The 17163-nt window shown below is 57.0% G+C and carries 15 protein-coding genes; 9 read left to right on the top strand and 6 right to left on the bottom strand.

Annotated features, from left to right (window positions below):
• Positions 1–35: 35 nt before the first annotated feature.
• The gene (mutL, locus tag ABLQ08_RS05910; RefSeq protein ID WP_352940190.1) at positions 36–1928 is read right to left on the bottom strand and encodes a DNA mismatch repair endonuclease MutL; all 1893 of its coding nucleotides are present in this window, start codon (positions 1926–1928) and stop codon (positions 36–38) included.
• Positions 1929–2041: 113 nt separating this feature from the next.
• Here mutL and ABLQ08_RS05915 point away from each other — a divergent pair, with 113 nt between their 5' ends.
• Positions 2042–2917, top strand: coding sequence for a TIGR01459 family HAD-type hydrolase (locus ABLQ08_RS05915; RefSeq protein ID WP_352940191.1), 876 nt, complete (start codon positions 2042–2044; stop codon positions 2915–2917).
• A 59-nt stretch (positions 2918–2976) separates the two neighbouring features.
• Here the strand turns inward: ABLQ08_RS05915 and ABLQ08_RS05920 are convergent, their stop codons facing one another.
• A complete protein-coding gene (locus ABLQ08_RS05920; protein ID WP_352940192.1) occupies positions 2977–3651 on the bottom strand; it encodes a protein phosphatase CheZ in 675 nt (224 codons plus the stop codon).
• A 186-nt stretch (positions 3652–3837) separates the two neighbouring features.
• Positions 3838–4221 (bottom strand): response regulator, encoded by a 384-nt coding sequence (locus ABLQ08_RS05925; RefSeq protein ID WP_297587525.1) that lies wholly within the window; start codon positions 4219–4221, stop codon positions 3838–3840.
• Positions 4222–4470: 249 nt separating this feature from the next.
• On the opposite strand from ABLQ08_RS05925, the gene ABLQ08_RS05930 reads away from it, so the two are divergent.
• The 3 genes from ABLQ08_RS05930 (at position 4471) to ABLQ08_RS05940 (ending at position 7023) form a co-directional block, all read left to right on the top strand.
• Positions 4471–4917, top strand: a complete 447-nt coding sequence (locus ABLQ08_RS05930; protein WP_352940193.1) for a MaoC family dehydratase — start codon at positions 4471–4473, stop codon at positions 4915–4917.
• Between the two features lie 166 nt (positions 4918–5083).
• A complete protein-coding gene (locus ABLQ08_RS05935; RefSeq protein ID WP_352940194.1) occupies positions 5084–6082 on the top strand; it encodes a bifunctional riboflavin kinase/FAD synthetase in 999 nt (332 codons plus the stop codon).
• Entirely contained in the window at positions 6079–7023 is a 945-nt protein-coding gene (locus ABLQ08_RS05940; RefSeq protein WP_352940195.1) for a DMT family transporter, read from the top strand. The genes ABLQ08_RS05935 and ABLQ08_RS05940 overlap by 4 nt, the downstream gene beginning before the upstream one ends.
• Here ABLQ08_RS05940 and ABLQ08_RS05945 read toward each other — a convergent pair.
• From ABLQ08_RS05945 to ABLQ08_RS05955, 3 genes are all read right to left on the bottom strand, one after another.
• Positions 6996–7214, bottom strand: a complete 219-nt coding sequence (locus tag ABLQ08_RS05945) for a hypothetical protein (RefSeq protein ID WP_352940196.1) — start codon at positions 7212–7214, stop codon at positions 6996–6998. The two genes, ABLQ08_RS05940 and ABLQ08_RS05945, sit on opposite strands and share 28 nt — an antisense overlap.
• Positions 7211–7792, bottom strand: a complete 582-nt coding sequence (locus ABLQ08_RS05950) for a glycosyltransferase family 87 protein (RefSeq protein ID WP_352940197.1) — start codon at positions 7790–7792, stop codon at positions 7211–7213. The genes ABLQ08_RS05945 and ABLQ08_RS05950 overlap by 4 nt, the downstream gene beginning before the upstream one ends.
• Positions 7793–8213: 421 nt before the next feature.
• A complete protein-coding gene (locus ABLQ08_RS05955) occupies positions 8214–9419 on the bottom strand; it encodes a glycosyltransferase family 87 protein (RefSeq protein ID WP_352940198.1) in 1206 nt (401 codons plus the stop codon).
• A gap of 335 nt (positions 9420–9754) precedes the next feature.
• Between ABLQ08_RS05955 and ileS the strand changes: the two genes are divergently transcribed.
• The 5 genes from ileS (at position 9755) to ABLQ08_RS05980 (ending at position 16972) form a co-directional block, all read left to right on the top strand.
• Positions 9755–12715, top strand: a complete 2961-nt coding sequence (ileS, locus tag ABLQ08_RS05960) for an isoleucine--tRNA ligase (RefSeq protein WP_352940199.1) — start codon at positions 9755–9757, stop codon at positions 12713–12715.
• A 21-nt stretch (positions 12716–12736) separates the two neighbouring features.
• Complete coding sequence (lspA, locus tag ABLQ08_RS05965; protein ID WP_352940200.1) at positions 12737–13273, top strand: signal peptidase II; 537 nt, start codon at positions 12737–12739, stop codon at positions 13271–13273.
• 75 nt (positions 13274–13348) lie between these two features.
• On the top strand, positions 13349–14050 hold the full coding sequence (locus ABLQ08_RS05970; RefSeq protein ID WP_352940201.1) for a hypothetical protein: 702 nt from the start codon (positions 13349–13351) through the stop codon (positions 14048–14050).
• Between the two features lie 270 nt (positions 14051–14320).
• Positions 14321–15643: a M16 family metallopeptidase gene (locus tag ABLQ08_RS05975; RefSeq protein ID WP_417714899.1), complete on the top strand. Its 1323-nt coding sequence runs from the start codon at positions 14321–14323 to the stop codon at positions 15641–15643.
• Positions 15644–15646: 3 nt separating this feature from the next.
• Positions 15647–16972 carry a M16 family metallopeptidase gene (locus ABLQ08_RS05980; RefSeq protein ID WP_352940203.1) on the top strand — a complete coding sequence of 442 codons (1326 nt, stop codon included), beginning with the start codon at positions 15647–15649 and terminating at the stop codon, positions 16970–16972.
• The last annotated feature ends 191 nt before the right edge of the window (positions 16973–17163 follow it).

The following is a 17163-nucleotide window of genomic DNA, read 5'->3' on the forward strand; positions in this document are numbered from 1 at the left end:
TACGAACAACATACCGCCGCCGATCAACCAATGGATCACTTGCGGCCAAACAGCTTTTCAATGTCCGACAGTTTCAGTTCCACCCAGGTGGGCCTGCCGTGATTGCACTGGCCTGAAAGCGGCGTTGCTTCCATGTCGCGGAGCAGCGCATCCATTTCTTCAGGTCGCATGCGCCGGCCAGCACGAACGGAGCCATGACATGCCATCGTGGCGGCAACATGATCGAGCTTTTCCTTGAGGCCGTCCGCCGTGTCCCATTCGGCCAGCTCATCCGCCAGGTTTCGAACCATGCCCTGAATGTCCATGTCCCCCAGGATTGCAGGCGTCTCCCTGACAGCAATTGCACCGGGACCAAAGGCCTCAAGGCTCAATCCAACCTTTTCAAGATCCTCTGCTCTGTCGGCCAGACGAGATGCGTCTTCCTCCGGCAGTTCCACGATTTCAGGGATCAGGAGAATTTGCCGGGAAACGTCCTTTTTGGCCAAAGCCTCCTTCAAACGCTCATAGACCAGGCGCTCGTGTGCAGCGTGTTGATCGACGATGACAACGCCATCGTCGGTCTGGGAAATGATGTAGGTCTCATGCACCTGAGCGCGGGCAGCTCCCAGCGGCAACTGCGTCTTTTCAGCTTCGACCGGTACGTCATTTGCCCTTGCATCCGCGGACGGCACCGCAAGGTTCGCAAGACCGGATTGGCCCTGAAATGCCGGTTGTGGCTGCTCGGAGAACCCCGCTGCGTGGGTGGGCGCAGGATCCAGCGGCCGAAACGCGTCCGCCTTCCACTGCGGTCCCGGATCCGGGTGCCGGTAGGCCGGTGCGCTCCCGGCCCCGTTCCCCGGACCGGCATAGCCACCTGATGAGGCACCTTGGAAACCGGTGCCCTGAGCCCGAATGGCATCCAGCGCTACCGCTGCATTGGACGTTGACGACCTGTGCCCTGCCTGTACCAGAGCATGCTTTATCGCCCCGACAAGAAGCCCGCGCACCAGTTGAGCATCCCTGAAACGAACATCGGCCTTGGCCGGGTGCACGTTCACATCTACCTGAGCAGGGTCGAGATCGATAAACAACACCACGACCGGATGCCGATCCCGGGCAAGTACATCAGCATAGGCGCCCCGCAGTCCGGAGAGAAGCAGCTTGTCCTTGACCGGACGACCATTCACAAAGAAGAACTGATGCTGCGCATTGCCGCGATGATGCGTCGGCAGCCCTGCAAACCCGGTCAATCCGACACCTTCTCGCTCCGCATCGATTTCCATTGCGTTGTCGACGAAATCCTGTCCCAGGATCTGCGCGATCCGCGCAAGATGCGGCTCACTGCCGCGCGCGGCCGGCCAGCTTTGCGCCTGACGGTCTGCGCCGGACAACGAAAGTCCGATTTGCGGATAGGCGAGCGCGATCCGTTTGACGATCTCGGTGATCGCTGACGCTTCCGCCCGATCTGATTTCAGAAACTTCAGGCGCGCGGGCGTGGCGAAGAACAGGTCCCTCACCTCCACCTGGGTTCCCCTGGTTCTGGCCGCCGGAACAATCGGCTGTTCCCTGCCGCCTTCGACAGCGATTGCCCAGGCGTGATCCTCTTCGGCGTGCCGCGTCTGGATCGCCAGCCGTGCAACGGATCCGATCGATGGCAGTGCCTCGCCGCGAAACCCAAGCGTACGAATGTCGAACAGATCGTCGTCGGAGATCTTCGACGTACAGTGACGGCGGATCGCAAGACGCAAGTCGTCCTGGCGCATACCCGCACCGTCGTCTGCAACACGCATCAAAGTCTTGCCGCCTGCGGCGGTGACGATTTCGATATTCGTCGCACCGGCATCGACGGCATTTTCGACCAGTTCCTTGATCACGCTGGCCGGTCTTTCGATAACCTCGCCGGCCGCGATCTGATTGATCACCTGTTCGCCAAGTTGCCTGACTTGCATGAAACTTCCTCTACTCGGTTTCCCACCGCGACCTCTTCCTATATGGTCCGCGCCGAGTTTGTCTCGATTCTTTCCAGAGCTTACCAGACCCTTTGTTATCCGAGTGACCCGACATGACCGTTTCTGCACCGCTTCTTGTTGATGGGCTGCACGCCCTGGCCCCCTCATACAAGGGCATTTTGTGTGATGTCTGGGGAGTGCTGCACAATGGCGTTGCCGCATTTGAAGATGCCCACAAGGCATTGAGAGCCTATCGTGAGGAATCAGGGGGCAAGGTTGTCCTGATCACCAATGCACCGCGTCCGGCGAAGCAGGTTGGTGAAATGCTCTCCGATATGGGCGTGCCGACGGAAGCTTACGACTACATCGTCACGTCCGGTGATGTGACACGCGAAGTTCTGGTCGCACAGGGCAGCAAGACAATCCTGCATATCGGCCCCAATCGGGACCAGCCGCTCTACTGGGATCTGGAAGCCACTTTCACGACAGACGACGAGATTTCCGAAGCGATCAGCTGTACCGGTCTGGTGGATGACGAGACCGAAACGCCTGACGACTACAGAGACCGTCTGCAGAAGCTTGCCGACCGCAAACTGCCGATGATCTGCGCCAATCCCGATATTGTTGTGGAGCGGGGAGACCGCCTCGTCTGGTGCGCAGGTGCTCTGGCCCGTCTCTACGAGGATCTCGGTGGCGAAGTGACAATCCTCGGCAAACCTCATTCACCGATTTACAAGGTCGCGATGAAACGGCTGGAAGGACTTGTTGGCGAGGAGATCACCAAGGAAGACGTTCTGGCGATCGGCGACGGTCTGCCCACCGATGTCCGCGGCGCCGTTGCTCAGGATATCGATGTCCTGTTCATCACCGCCGGAATTCATGCTTCCGACTTCGGTCCGAGCGATGCGCCAGAAGAACACCTCATTCGCCGTCGCCTGACAGAAGAAGGCCTGCGCGCCCGCGCCGCCCTGCCAAGGCTCTGGTGGTAACCCGGACAACAAAAAAGGCTGCCATCCGGCAGCCTTTTTTCTGACTTCCGTCAGGAATTTCAATCAAACAGCTTGTCGATATCCGCTTGAGCATCGCCAAGCAGAGCGTCGATATCGTCCTGAGAGACACCTTCACCCGTGTGTTGCGGTCCGTGCAGGATGAGTTCGCGCTTGCGCCGCTCTTCTTCGTTCTCTTCAAGCGCCGCATCGAGTTCCTCGGGAATACGCAGGTGCTCGATAAAGGATGAAACGCGCTCGTCGATGTAACGCAGCGTCGAAACGACTTTTGAAATGCGCTGCCCCGTGATGTCCTGAAACGTACAGGCTTCGAAGATTCCGATCATCTTGTTGCTGACCAGTTCCTGGTAGGCTTCAGTATCACTGGTGTCAGCCCCCATGATCTCTTCGGCCGCTTCCATGATCGTATTCGTGGCTTCTTCCGTTGCCTCGACAATCGCATCCAGCTCACGCCCGGCATCCGGGATCTTGTTGCCGGTCATGTCATTGGCGCGCAACTGGGAGATTTCCTCCTTCATGCGCGTGATTTCCTTGGCGATCGAAGTCAATTCTTCGGTCACCGCCGGCTGAACGGTTGACAGGAAATCATACATCGATCCGGACATGACCTCCGCCAGATGCATCACATCCGTCAGAGAAACTTCACCGTCGCGGTTTTTGTTTTCTTCCAGGAAATCGATAACGCGAGCAACGTTTTCCTGTTTCATATTGGCCATCAGGTCTAGCCTCTCCATACTGAAAGCACCTCCGATGTGCGGAACTGTTGAACAGACACCGCAATTACTTTCCGGATACACCCAGACTGACCCGGCCAGCCTGCATGGCAAAACCGTGCCGATCAAGAAAGTCCGCCTCGCGCCGGCGGAGAAGCGCTGGTCGCGTTCTCCGCCGAGTGCAAGAATTTAGTCGGAGAAGACTGCCTCAATCTTGCCTTTCAACGTCTGAGCGTTGAACGGCTTCACGATGTAGTTGTTCACGCCTGCTTTTTTGGCAGCGATGACGTTTTCGGTCTTGGATTCCGCCGTCACCATGATGAAAGGCGTTTTGCTGAGACCGGAATCGGCGCGAACCTGCTTGAGAAGTTCGTAACCGGTCATCGGCTCCATATTCCAGTCGGAAATTACCAGGCCGTAGCGGCGCTGTTTCATTTTTTCCAATGCTTCGGTGCCGTCCGCGGCGTCGTCGATGTCTTCGAAGCCAAGCTGTTTCAGCAAGTTCCGAATGATGCGAATCATCGTCTTGTAGTCATCGACCACGAGGACCGGCATCTGAAGATCAAGGGCCATAGTCTACTCCATACTGTCAATTTGCGTGGCCCCTGGCCGTGGGCCGGTGGATACGCGATATGACCTTGAAGGAGAGCGACACATTACGTGTCCTCACCTCCCCACACTCAAAGCAATTTACCCGCGCCCCCTGAAAAGACCGTTAATAGCAAGCACTTTTTTGTTCGCCCAAAGCACAATTGCCAGAAAACCTTGCGAGGCCTAGCGTCTCACAGAGTCTAAAAAAGATGACCCTAGGCGGAATTCGCAATGCTCGAACTGCAAAAACTGTGTTTTGAAGATCTGAAAACCGGAATGAGCGAAGAACTCGTGAAGCATGTCAGCTCTTCTGATGTGGTCGGGTTTGCGGAAGTTTCCGGTGACCGGAATCCGATTCATCTATCCGAACACTTTGCCGCCCGTACACCGTTCAAGACCCGGATTGCACACGGACTGTATACCGCCAGCCTGATCTCTGCCGTTCTGGGAACCCGTCTTCCCGGACCGGGGGCGATCTATCTTTCCCAGACGCTCAACTTCAAGGCGCCTGTGAAAATCGGCGATGATGTCAAGGTGATCGTCACCGTTGAAGAGCTCATGGAGCGCGGCAATCGAGCGAGACTTTCCTGTATCTGCAGTGTTGAAGACACGGTGGTGCTCGAGGGCGAAGCTCTGGTCAAGGTGCCGAGCCGGGACGAAGACAGATCCGGGCTCTAGCGGCGCCGGAACCGAACTTGGAATTATCCTTGAAAACCCGAACTTGACCTTTGTGGTTCTTGACGGCAGGTTCCACGCCAGCGGGCGAATTCTCCTTGACGCGAATTCGCCCTCTTGACGTCTTTCCCGAGCCGCACCGGCCGCCAGTTTCGCGAAGGTTTGTTATATGGGTCCGTCTCAACCCACCAAGTTTTCGGTCATCGAGAACCTGAGTTCTTTTCCGGAAGAGCTGAAGGGCGGCATTGTCGCAATCGGGAATTTCGACGGCGTGCATCGCGGCCACAGAGCCGTGCTGGATGCCGCACTGGGACTGGGGCACGGCACCCATCATCCAGTCTATGCGATGAGCTTCGAACCGCACCCGCGCACAGTATTTAATCCTTCCCGGCCGGTTTACCGGCTGACGCCTCCTGCACTGAAGGTCGAGATGCTGGAGGTTTGCGGACTGGACGGTGCGCTGATCCTTCCCTTCACCAAGGAATTTGCCGGCATAGAAGCCAATGCCTTTGTTCAGGACATTCTGATCGACACGCTCGGTATTTCACACGCGGTGACCGGATACGACTTTCATTTCGGCAGGGCTCGCCAGGGCACGCCGGATTATCTGCGCGCAGCGGGTGCCAACCACGGTTTTGGCGTGACCATCGTCCAGCGGGAAGAGGATGAGGGAGCCGAAGTCATTTCCTCAACCCGAATTCGCGACGGCCTTGCCAGTGGCGATATTCCGCACGCCAATTCCTTGCTTGGATATCGCTGGTTCTTCGATGCGGAAGTTCAGCACGGCGACAAACGCGGCCGCGATCTGGGCTATCCGACGGCGAACCTCAGTCTTGACGAAAACTGCCCGCTTCGTCACGGCATCTACGCCGTGAAGGTGAAAACCGGGGATGGCTGGCATGACGGTGTCGCCAGTTATGGCCGCCGCCCGACTTTCGACAACGGAGCAGCACAGTTCGAGGTTCATCTTTTCGATTTTTCCGGTGACCTTTACGGACAGACGCTCAGAGTACATCTGATCGCCTATCTTCGCGGTGAAGAAAAATTCAACTCCGTTGACGAGCTGGTTGCACAGATGGACAAGGACAGCGCGGAAGCAAAAGCAGCTCTCGCCTCCTTGCAGCCCCTGTCGGAAATCGATTTGAAACTCCTGGATCTAGCCGCGTGACCCGGACGACCGCATCAGCCTCCATCGAACAGAACCCGCTTCTGGCCATTCTGCTGATGACCCTGGCGATGCTGATCGTCCCGGTGATGGACATCATTGCAAAGTATCTTTCGGCGGAGCTGCCTGCGTTGGAGATAACTTTCGGCCGGTTTTTCTTCCAGTTTCTCATCTGCCTTGTCCTGGCATTGGCCAGCGGCAGGCTCACTCGGCTGAGGGGAAAGCAACCGCTCATCAACTACCTTCGCGGCATCCTTCTTGCACTGGCATCGCTCAGCTTCTTCACAGCCGTGAAGTACATGTCGGTGGCAACCGCAATCTCAATCTTCTTTGTCGAACCGATGATCCTGACCATTCTCGCCGCGCTTCTGCTGAAGGAGCAAGTTGGTATCCGGCGGGTCGGCGCGATTGTCGTCGGGCTCCTGGGTGCCATCATCATCTTGCGGCCCAACATTGCCGAAATCGGATGGGTCAGCCTGCTGCCGGTTTGCACCGCAGTGCTGTTTTCCTTTTACCTCGTCATCAACCGGCTTTACCCGGTTACAGACGATCTGCTGACAATACAGTTCAGCGCCGGTCTGTCCGCCTCGTTGCTGCTTGGCGGAGCACTGTTATTCGGTGCGTTTTTCCAAGTCCAAGATATGGAATTTGTCCGGCCAACCAGTTCCCAGACAGGCCTGCTCTTCATGATCGGCCTGATTTCGTTCGCTGCGCACGGATTGGTCGTTGCCGCGTTTCAGCGAGGAACGGCGAGCCTCCTGGCGCCACTGCAATATGTCGAAATCGTCAGCGCAACACTGTTCGGATATCTCGTCTTTTCGGATTTCCCGGACGGGCCGACCTGGATCGGTATTGCACTCATTATCGGCAGCGGACTCTACATTGCCCATCGGGAACGGAAGAAGAAATTCGACGATCAGATCGACACGGTTCCCGAAATCTGATCAACGCCGCTTGACGAGCGCTCCCTGCCGACATCACGCACAAGGCGACGCAGTCCGAGCCAAAGGACGGCCAACGGTAACAGCGGAGCGATGGGAATTCCCAACCAGATGGCAATCGGGCTGGTTGACGCCGACAAGATAATCACGGCCGCGAGCGCGATTTTCTCATAGGGCAGAAAGCCGTCTTTCAAGCCTTCCGGACCAGAAACGCAAACGGCACGACCAGAAACGTCAGGTCGTAAGACAACGCAAAAGGCGTGACCAGAAGAGTTGCACCGGCCAGTACGTGCGCTCGGACAGCCATGCCATCGGTCCGGCGCCAGGCAATCCAGACACAGACAAGCGCAACAAGACAGACGACAAGTCGAACACGGAGTGCCGGCGTATGACCAAGGCCCATCTGACGGAAGCTCGCGTAAATGGAGACCGTCTTGGCCCATTCGACACCGCCAAGCTCCATCACCATTGTGGCGACCGGCGCCTGCGGCCAGAACACCTGCCAAACGCCGACGCCGAGCATGCCCGCGCTCAAACCTGCAAAAGCCAGCGTGGTGACGGAAGCGCTCAGGAATGTCTTCCAATTGAGACTTGCGATCAGGGCAATCGGCACCAGAACACCCAATTGCGGTTTGATCGTCAGAATCCCAAGCGCGATCCCCGCCCAGATCAACCGATTTCGTTCCACACCAACCAGAAACAACGCATAAAGCGCAGCTGTCAGGGCAGCGTTCCGACCGTGAAAAGCGTTGTTGGCACAAGAACAAGACACGCAGCCGCAGCCAGCTCCCCGTGATCAAGCGACAGAACACACACAGCAATCCGGTGGTCAGGCCGACAAATGCCGCGCAAGCCATCTTGTAAGGCAGCAGGGCAAAGATGCCTTGAATGAGCTGAAAAGTGGGCGGGAAAAAGAAGCCGAAAACCGCATCTGAGCCTGACAACTTGTGCTGAATGGCCGAGAATTCACTTGGAATACAGGCAAGCTCCGGACTGCACGGCGCGCGACCAAAGTCCTTGGTTCGAGCTCATGTCGACTTCGTCTTGAAGCCGGTCTTGCTGAGTTTCTATCATCCGGAGTTGCGATCCTGCACCGTTTTGCCGCCTTTAGCGCAGAATGCCTCAAGATTATCCATGTTCGGTTACCTTGAACCTATCCTGATCCGACCGAGGTCTTCAGCCGACACTTTAGATTACGCGGCAGGAAGCGCAGCTGGATGAGGCCGGGTATCTTCCTGACGGCTCAGCACGAGCCCGACCCAGAAGAAGATTGCAGGAGCAATCCATCCAATCGGAATGGACGTCACCTCGCCAAAGTATCGCGAGCAAATCGAAACCAGAAGCGCCACCGCAGTGAGCGTCCACATCCAGGAAGCTGTTTGCCTGCCACCCGTCAGGCGAATGGCGAAGGAAAGCGCGACAGCGAGAGCTGCAAGATCGTAGGAGAGAACGAAGGGCGTCACCAGATAACCTCCGGCAACAAGCACGATCGCCTTGGCTTCCACCGGTGCCTTGCCGTGCCAGACCCTGCACACGACGATCAACACCCCAAGACCAACCAGCCCCTGAACAAGGTATGCTGCAGCAATTGGCAGACCAACGAGGCGTGCTGCTGAGAAGACCGACACCATTTTGTAAAACTCTACCTGCCCCTTGCTCATCACCTCGCGGGCAAACGTTGTCTGATCAAGAAATGCACTCCAGGTATCGGTTCCGAACGCAATCCAGCTTATGAGCGCAAAGAGCACCGTGGTCGCGGCGGCAGAGAGAAAGGTTCGATAGTACCCGCCTGCAAGCAGCGCAAAGGGAATGAGAACACCCATTTGAGGTTTGATGGTCAGGAGACCGATAAAGACACCTGCAAGTATCATTCGCTGTTGAGCAATGGCCGCTAGACCGCCACCGAGCAATGCGGCGCACAAGAGTGCGCTCTGACCATGAAACAGAGAATTGAAAGTGGCAGGTAGCGCCGCAATCACCAGAAATCCGTGCCAGTTGCCCGTGATGCGTGAGCAGGCAAACCCTGACATCGAGAGGCTAACCACTTGGAACACCACGAAGGCCAACATCGCGCTCATGGCGCCGAGGGGCAGGATCAGGAAAAGAAAAGTTGGCGGATAGAAAAACGCGAAGAACTGCCCTTCGCCCAGATAGGCTTCCTGAATATTTGAAAACCGGTCTATGAGGTAAGGAATTTCGGGTACACCTGACAAGGCCTCGCGTGCAGCCACCCAGAAACTCAGGAAATCACTTCGGATGATGTTGTCTGCGGTCGTAACCTGGCCGGATACGCCATAGAGATAGACCAGAATGATGAGATAGGTTGCGATTGCCATCCAGGCTGCCGGCAGAAGTCGGTCCCGGTTCGCCCAGCGCCCGTCTCGCAATACCTCAATCATGACTGGCTCCATGTCCTGTTCAGACAGGATATCTAACCGTGAGGCTTTAAAATTCTCCTACAGCCAGTATCTGAGGGTGTGGGGCTCAATATGCCCCTTTATTCGTTTCCCAAGTACTGCTATGTCCCTTGCCATGCAAAATCAGGTACTCATATTCATCGGCGCGGTGATGATCGCAATTTCGCGAATTACTAGCCCGGCCTTCGGCTGACGCGAACGACGCGGCGCCAGGGACCGGGATCTTCCTGTTTGAAATTGCCACCTGGCGACAGGCTGGCAGACACCCTGAAATATGAAAGCGGGCACGCCGCCCGAACGACCGGATCGACTTTACGATGACCGAGACATCTAAACGCGACTATTCCGAAACGCTCAACCTGCCGCAGACCGAGTTTCCCATGCGCGCCGGGCTCCCGAAGAAGGAGCCGGAAATCCTGGCCCGATGGGAGAAACTCGGGATCTACGAGAAACTGCGCGAACAGGGGAAGGATCGCAGAAAATTCGTGCTGCATGACGGCCCTCCCTACGCCAACGGCAACATCCATATCGGCCACGCCCTGAACAAAACGCTCAAGGACATCGTCACCCGCTCCATGCAGATGATGGGCTTTGAAAGCAACTATGTGCCGGGTTGGGACTGTCACGGCCTGCCGATCGAGTGGAAGATCGAGGAGCAGTATCGCGCCAAGGGCAAGAACAAGGACGAGGTTCCGATCAATGAGTTCCGCAAGGAATGCCGTGACTTTGCCGAGCACTGGATCGACGTTCAACGCAAGGAATTCAAGCGTCTCGGCATCGAAGGCGACTGGGACAATCCATACCTGACCATGCGCTTCGAAAGCGAAGCGGTCATCGCCCAGGAATTGATGAAATTCGCCATGTCCGGCCAGCTTTATCGCGGTTCCAAGCCGGTCATGTGGTCGGTTGTCGAAAAGACTGCCCTGGCAGAGGCTGAGATCGAATATCAGGACCACAAGTCCGACATGATCTGGGTAAAGTTCCCGGTCGTGACTGCTGGCGGCAGCGATCATGAGGCCGTTGAGCAATTGCTCGATGCATCCGTTGTTATCTGGACGACCACCCCTTGGACAATCCCCGGAAACCGCGCTGTTTGCTTCTCGTCCCGGATCGAATACAGCCTCTATGAGGTCACCCAGGAAGGCCTGCCGGACGACAACTGGGTGCAGCAGGGCGACATGCTCATCCTTGCAGATGCTCTTTCAGGCGACGTTTTCAAGAATGCCCGTATCACCGAGTTCAAGCGTGTGCGTGCCGTCTCTTCCGACGAGCTGGCAACGCTGACCCTTGCACACCCGCTCGCGGATCTCGACCTCGGCGGCTACGAATTCGATGTGCCGCTGCTTGATGGCGACCATGTGACCGATGACGCCGGTACCGGTTTCGTCCACACCGCACCCGGTCACGGTGCTGACGACTTTGAGATCTGGACGGAAAGACGCGCCGAGCTGGAAGAGCGTGGCATCAACACCGCGATTCCATTCACCGTCGCCGATGATGGCTTCTACACCAAAGACGCGCCCGGCTTTGAAGGCAGTGAAGTCATCACGCACAAGGGTGAAAAGGGCAAGGCCAACAAAGCTGTCATCGAGAAGTTGAAGGAAAGCGGCAATCTGATCGGGCTCGGTCGCCTGACCCATTCCTATCCGCATTCCTGGCGCTCGAAGAAACCGGTGATCTTCCGCAACACGCCGCAATGGTTCGTCTACATGGACAAAACCCTGGACGGCGAAGGCGACACGCTGCGCACCCGCGCGCTCAATGCCATCGACGAAACCCGTTTCGTGCCGGGCAGTGGTCAGAACCGGTTGCGTTCGATGATCGAAAACCGTCCGGACTGGGTTCTGTCCCGTCAGCGTGCCTGGGGCGTTCCGATCACTGTGTTCATCAACAAGGAGACTGCGGAAATCCTCAAGGATGAAGCCGTCAACCAGCGGATCTACGACGCGTTCGTCGCCGAAGGCGCCGATGCCTGGTATGCGGAAGGTGCGAAGGAACGTTTCCTCGGCGACGACCATTCATCCGAAGACTGGGACATGGTCACGGACATTCTGGATGTCTGGTTCGATTCCGGATCGACCCATGCTTTCGTCATGGAAAAGCGGGACGACCTGAATCCGAAACGCAACGGCAACGGCGGCGACGACTACGTGCTCTATCTTGAAGGTTCGGACCAGCACCGCGGCTGGTTCCACTCTTCCCTTCTTGAAAGCTGCGGTACGCGTGGCCGGGCCCCCTATGACGCGGTTCTGACCCATGGCTTCACCATGGCCGAAGACGGACGGAAAATGTCCAAATCGCTTGGCAACCAAGTGTTCCCTCAGGACATCATCAAGCAGTACGGCGCCGACATCCTGCGTCTGTGGGTCGCGTCCACCGACTATTGGGAAGACCAGCGTCTTGGTCAGGAAATCATCAAGACCAATGTGGACAGCTATCGCAAGCTGCGCAATACGCTGCGCTGGATGCTTGGTTCGCTTGCCCATGCATCCGGTGAAGAAGTTGCAGTGGCCGACATGCCGGAGCTGGAGCGCCTGATGCTGCATCGTTTGGCCGAGCTCGATGTCATGGTTCGTGAAGCCTATTGGGAATTCGACTACAAGAAGATCTTCCATCAGCTCTTCACCTTCATGACCGTGGAGCTGTCCGCGTTCTATTTCGACATTCGCAAGGATGCTCTTTACTGCGACGCGGCTTCGTCAAACCGACGCAAGGCGTCTCTGTTTGTCATCGACAAGCTGTTCAACTGCCTTGTCAGCTGGATGGCACCGATGCTGCCCTTCACCATGGATGAGACTTGGGTAGCCCGTTACGGCGAAGAAACCTCGGTTCACCTGCAGCAGTTCCCGGATGTGCCGGCAGACTGGAAGGACGATGCGCTTGCGGCCAAATGGGCCAAGATCAAGACCGTCCGCCGCGTCATCACCGGAGCTCTTGAAATCGAACGCCGGGAAAAACGGATCGGGTCTTCGCTGGAAGCTCACCCGGTCGTGCATGTCACCGATCCTGAGCTGATGTCGGCACTGGACGGACAGGACATGGCCGATATCGCGATCACCAGCCAGCTGACACTTTCGGCAGAAGCTGCCCCTGAAGGTGCCTTCACGCTGGACGACACCAAAGGTGTCGCCGTGGTTCCGGCTCTTGCTGAAGGACAGAAATGTGCCCGCTCCTGGAAGATCCTGCCTGAGGTCGGCACGGATGCAGAATATCCGGACGTGACCCTTCGCGATGCCGCGGCTCTGCGCGAGTGGGATGCTACCCACATTGCTGCGTAGTCTCGAAATCGGTTCACGATCATGAGCAATCAGAGCAGTTCCGCTGAACCGCAATCAAAACGGCCCCTCCTCTGGGGCCGTTTCAGTCCTCTCGTTCTTTTGATCGTCCTTATCGGCGTTGCCCTCGACCAGGGGACCAAGATCTGGCTCGTTCATAGCTTCGACCTTGCCAATAACGGTCCGGTTTCCGTTCTTCCGGTCCTGGATCTGGTTCTGGTCTGGAATAGGGGCATTTCCTACGGACTGTTTCAGCAGAACAGCGACGTTGGACGCTGGTTGCTGGCAGGTCTGACGATTGCCGTCACCATCGGCGTCTGGATCTGGTCCGCAAGGTGCCAGTCCAGACTTGTGGCGCTGTCTCTCGCCCTTGTCATCGGCGGAGCAGTCGGCAATGGCATCGACCGCGTGTTTCTCGGAGCGGTCGTGGACTTCGTCTATTTTCACGCCGGAAACTTCTCTTGGTACGTCTTCAACCTTGCAGATGTGTGGATCGTTGCGGGAGTCGCCGGTCTCCTGTATGACAGTTTCCGAAATGGTCCTAATTCAGCCGCAAAATAGCGGTTTAAGGCTGGGCTGACGGATTGCGGGTGGCGATTCGCCTGCATTTTCAGATAAGAAATTGAGGAGTCTGCTGTGGTGCGGACGATTGTTGGCTGGGTAAAGAATTCTGCGGTACTGGCTCTCGTTGCCGGTCTCGCTGCCTGTCAGGCCGCTGACGGAACAAGCCAGGCACCGGATGTTGCTCTGGTTGATTCTGTGATGAAGGGCCTTGGCGCGGTTGATCCCAACGAAAAGCCGATCGACTACAAGCCTCGTGCACCTCTGGCCATGCCATCGGAGCCCGAGAAACTTCCCGAGCCTGAAACAAATCTTGCTGGCGCCAATTCCGAGAACTGGCCGCAACAGCAGGAAAATCCACAATACAGAGAGTTGAAGGCGCTCTATGCCGGGTCCGGCCGCATGCAAAGCGAGCCGCTGACACCCGAACAGATGCGCGGATTCAAGATTACCGGCGTGACCGATGCTCGCGACCCGCTTGCAGAGCGCAGGGACAACGAGATCACCGAAGGGGCTACACTGACCCGAGCCGAACAGCAGGCTGAATGGGAGCGGCTGCAAAAACTGAAAGCACAGCAAGCCGGGCTTGACGAGAACGGCCTTGCAAGCCGCCGTTATCTGACCGAACCGCCCTCTGGCTACAGCACACCTTCGCCGGATGCACCGATGCCGGATACGATTTCGAAGGCGAAGCGTACGCCGACCAACCACGACGTTTATGATTCTAAGCCACTCGACCCAAGGTGTCTCGAAGGTCAGTCAGCGTATTGTAACTAGTGAACCGGCGGCTTGGCCGTCCATGACAAAAAAGTAATGAGACCTTCGGGCCCGGCTTCCTATATGGAAGATTAGGTCCGGAGGTCTTTTGCGTTTCAAGACCAGAAGCGGGAGTTGCACGTGAACCCACCCAAGAAACTGTGTCATCCATTTGCCCCATTCAAATTCAGGCGTGCCGCCGGTTTATGGCTTCTGCCTGTTCTTCTTCTCAGTACAACCTCCCTGCTGCCTCCAGACCGGGCAAGTGCGGAGGCCGTTGCCGCAAGCGACATGGTGATCGCGCCCAATCTTGAGAGTTTTACGCTCGGAAACGGACTACAGGTCGTTGTTATTCCGGACCGTCGGGCACCGGTGGTCACTCACATGATCTGGTACAAGGTCGGCTCGGCAGACGAACCGGAAGGCCAGTCCGGCGTTGCCCACTTTCTTGAGCACCTGATGTTCAAGGGCACAAGCACCTACCCGGACGGCGCTTTTTCCAAAATGGTCGCTGAGCGCGGCGGACAGGAAAACGCTTTCACAAGCGCCGACTACACGGCGTATTTTCAGCGTGTCGCCAAGGAACATCTTCCATTGATGATGAAACTTGAGGCCGACCGAATGGAAAACCTGGTCCTCACCGACGAGATCGTGGCCCCGGAACGGGACGTTGTGCTCGAGGAAAGGCGCATGCGCGTTGATAGTGAGCCCGGCTCCAGGCTGCGTGAGGCTCTGAATGCCATCACCTTTGTCAATCACCCCTACGGTTCGCCGGTCATAGGCTGGCAGAGCGAGATCGAGGCGCTCAACAAGGATTCGGCAATTGCGTTCTACGACCGCTTCTATACTCCCAACAATGCGGTCGTTGTCATTGCCGGTGACGTCGATGTAGAGGCCGTGCGCAAACTTGCTGCCGAAACCTATGGCAAGATCGCAAGACGGGCGGAGCCCGGTGAACGCATCAGACCGGCCGAACCACCGCTGGCAGGGGAGCGCCGCATCGCCGTTTCCGACCCGCGTGTGCGCCAGGAAACGGTTTCAAAGACCTGGATTGTCCCAAGCCAATCGACAGGCGCGGGCCGCACACCTGAAGCTCTGGACGTGCTGGCCTATATTCTTGGCGAAGGGCCATCGAGCCGTCTGCACAAGTCTCTCGTTCTGGATCGCGAAGCAGCAATCAGCGCAGGTGCATATTATCAGGGAGGCGCGCTGGATAATGGCAGGTTCGGGCTCTATGCCGCCCCCCGCCCCGGTTACACGCTGGAGGACATGGAGCGGTTGATCACCATTGAACTCAGGAAGTTGCTTGATGCCGGCGTCAGCCAGGAGGAAGTGGACCGCGCCCAGAACAGCATGATTGCAAGCGCGATCTATGCTCAGGACAGTCAATCCGGTCTGGCCCGCCTTTTTGGCGGAGCGCTGACGACTGGGCAGTCGATAGAAAATGTTCAGAGCTGGCCTGCGCAAGTTAATGCCGTGACGCCTGAAGACGTGCTCGAAGTTGCCCGCTCCTATCTGACCGGGTTTCCCGTGACGGGTGAACTGCGGATCGAAGTACCATCCGATCCGGCCGCAACCCTGACAGAAACCTCCGAGCTCAAGGACAAGTCCTGACCCATGGCGCAAAAAACCATTTTCAGGGAGTTTCTTCCCGTTATCCTCCTCGCGTTTGTCGCTTTTCTCGGCTTCGCCCGTCTGGCTCAGGCAGTGGAGATTCAAAAGGTTGTCAGCCCCGGCGGCATCGAGGCATGGCTCGTGGAAGACCATACGGTGCCGATCATTGCCATGAATTTTTCCTTTGAAGGCGGATCCGCACAGGACCCGGCAGGAAAAGAAGGCGTGACCCGTCTGCTGGCGGCAACTCTTGATGAAGGAGCAGGAGACCTGAAATCAGAGGATTTTCAGGCACGACTGGAGGAGCTTGCAGTGGGCATCGGCTTCAGCACGGGAAAGGACCGGTTCTACGGCAGCATGCGCACCCTCACCTCGACACTGCCACAGGCAGGTGACCTTCTGGCAATTGCCGTAAACGAACCACGCTTTGACGAGACGCCGGTCGAGCGCATGAAAACGCAACTGTCGACGCAGGCAAGGCGCAATCAAAGCAGTCCTGATGCCATTGCCGGGAGATCCCTGGCAAACGCGATGTTCGGTTCTCATCCCTATGCCCGCCCCACGATCGGGACAGAGCAAACCTTGAACGGGCTGGGTGCCAGCGATCTTCGCTCGCAATATGAGAAGATTGTCACCAGGTCGGATCTGACCATTGGTGTCGTTGGCGCAATCGATGCCGAGACACTCAAACCGCTGCTGGACAAGGTGTTCGCGACACTTCCGGAAGAAGGCGCCCTTGTTGCGGTTTCCGACCTTGCTCCGGAGTTCGGCGAGGATATTCACCAGGAACTTGCGGTGCCGCAGACGACCATTCTCCTTGGCCTTCCCGGCATCACGCGGGATGATCCAGATTACCAGGCTGCCTACGTGATGAACCACATTTTGGGCGGAGGCAGCTTCACATCATGGATGTACGAGGAAGTACGTGAAAAGCGTGGTCTTTCCTATGGCGCCAGTACTTCGCTTTCTCCGTACCAGCACACCGGTCTGCTGATCGGTTCTGCCTCTACAAAGGCCGACAGGGCTGGCGAAACCATCAAGGTCATGCTGGACCAGTTTGAACGCATGGCAACGGAAGGTCCGTCTGCAGACGAGCTCAAGTCAGCCAAGCAGTTCATCACAGGTTCCTATCCACTGCGCTTCGACAGTTCCGGCAAGATCGCCCGTCAGCTGGTTGCCTTGCAGAACGCCGATCTCGGCATCGATTATTTCGATCGCCGGAACAGTGAAATAGAAGCTGTTACCCTTGAAGATGTGCAGCGTGTCGCCAAGAGACTGCTGGCAGAGAAAGTGCCGACAATTGTCACGGTCGGCCCGAAGCAAGGCTGAGCAGCAAACACACCAAATGATTGAAGAAGGCGATGGGAGAGATCCATCGCCTTTTTTGTTCCAGGCTGCTATCTGCCGCAGACAAGACACAAAGGCCTTCTTCGACCGTCAGCTCCGAGAGGTATTTCAGGTCTGCCCTCAGAAAAGACCTGACCAATTGAACTGAAGGTAGGTGTTTGAGTTCAGGGGAG

This window comes from Roseibium sp. SCP14 (assembly GCF_040329475.1).
In the GTDB taxonomy this organism is placed as follows: domain Bacteria; phylum Pseudomonadota; class Alphaproteobacteria; order Rhizobiales; family Stappiaceae; genus Roseibium.

Coding starts and splice junctions, on each gene's coding strand:
- lspA (WP_352940200.1), top strand. CDS start 12,737: ATGAGCAATCAGAGCAGTTCCGCTGAACCGCAATCAAAACGGCCCCTC.
- ABLQ08_RS05915 (WP_352940191.1), top strand. CDS start 2,042: ATGACCGTTTCTGCACCGCTTCTTGTTGATGGGCTGCACGCCCTGGCC.
- ileS (WP_352940199.1), top strand. CDS start 9,755: ATGACCGAGACATCTAAACGCGACTATTCCGAAACGCTCAACCTGCCG.
- ABLQ08_RS05920 (WP_352940192.1), bottom strand. CDS start 3,651: ATGGCCAATATGAAACAGGAAAACGTTGCTCGCGTTATCGATTTCCTG.
- ABLQ08_RS05935 (WP_352940194.1), top strand. CDS start 5,084: ATGGGTCCGTCTCAACCCACCAAGTTTTCGGTCATCGAGAACCTGAGT.
- mutL (WP_352940190.1), bottom strand. CDS start 1,928: ATGCAAGTCAGGCAACTTGGCGAACAGGTGATCAATCAGATCGCGGCC.
- ABLQ08_RS05975 (WP_417714899.1), top strand. CDS start 14,321: ATGGTGATCGCGCCCAATCTTGAGAGTTTTACGCTCGGAAACGGACTA.
- ABLQ08_RS05955 (WP_352940198.1), bottom strand. CDS start 9,419: ATGATTGAGGTATTGCGAGACGGGCGCTGGGCGAACCGGGACCGACTT.
- ABLQ08_RS05980 (WP_352940203.1), top strand. CDS start 15,647: ATGGCGCAAAAAACCATTTTCAGGGAGTTTCTTCCCGTTATCCTCCTC.
- ABLQ08_RS05930 (WP_352940193.1), top strand. CDS start 4,471: ATGCTCGAACTGCAAAAACTGTGTTTTGAAGATCTGAAAACCGGAATG.
- ABLQ08_RS05925 (WP_297587525.1), bottom strand. CDS start 4,221: ATGGCCCTTGATCTTCAGATGCCGGTCCTCGTGGTCGATGACTACAAG.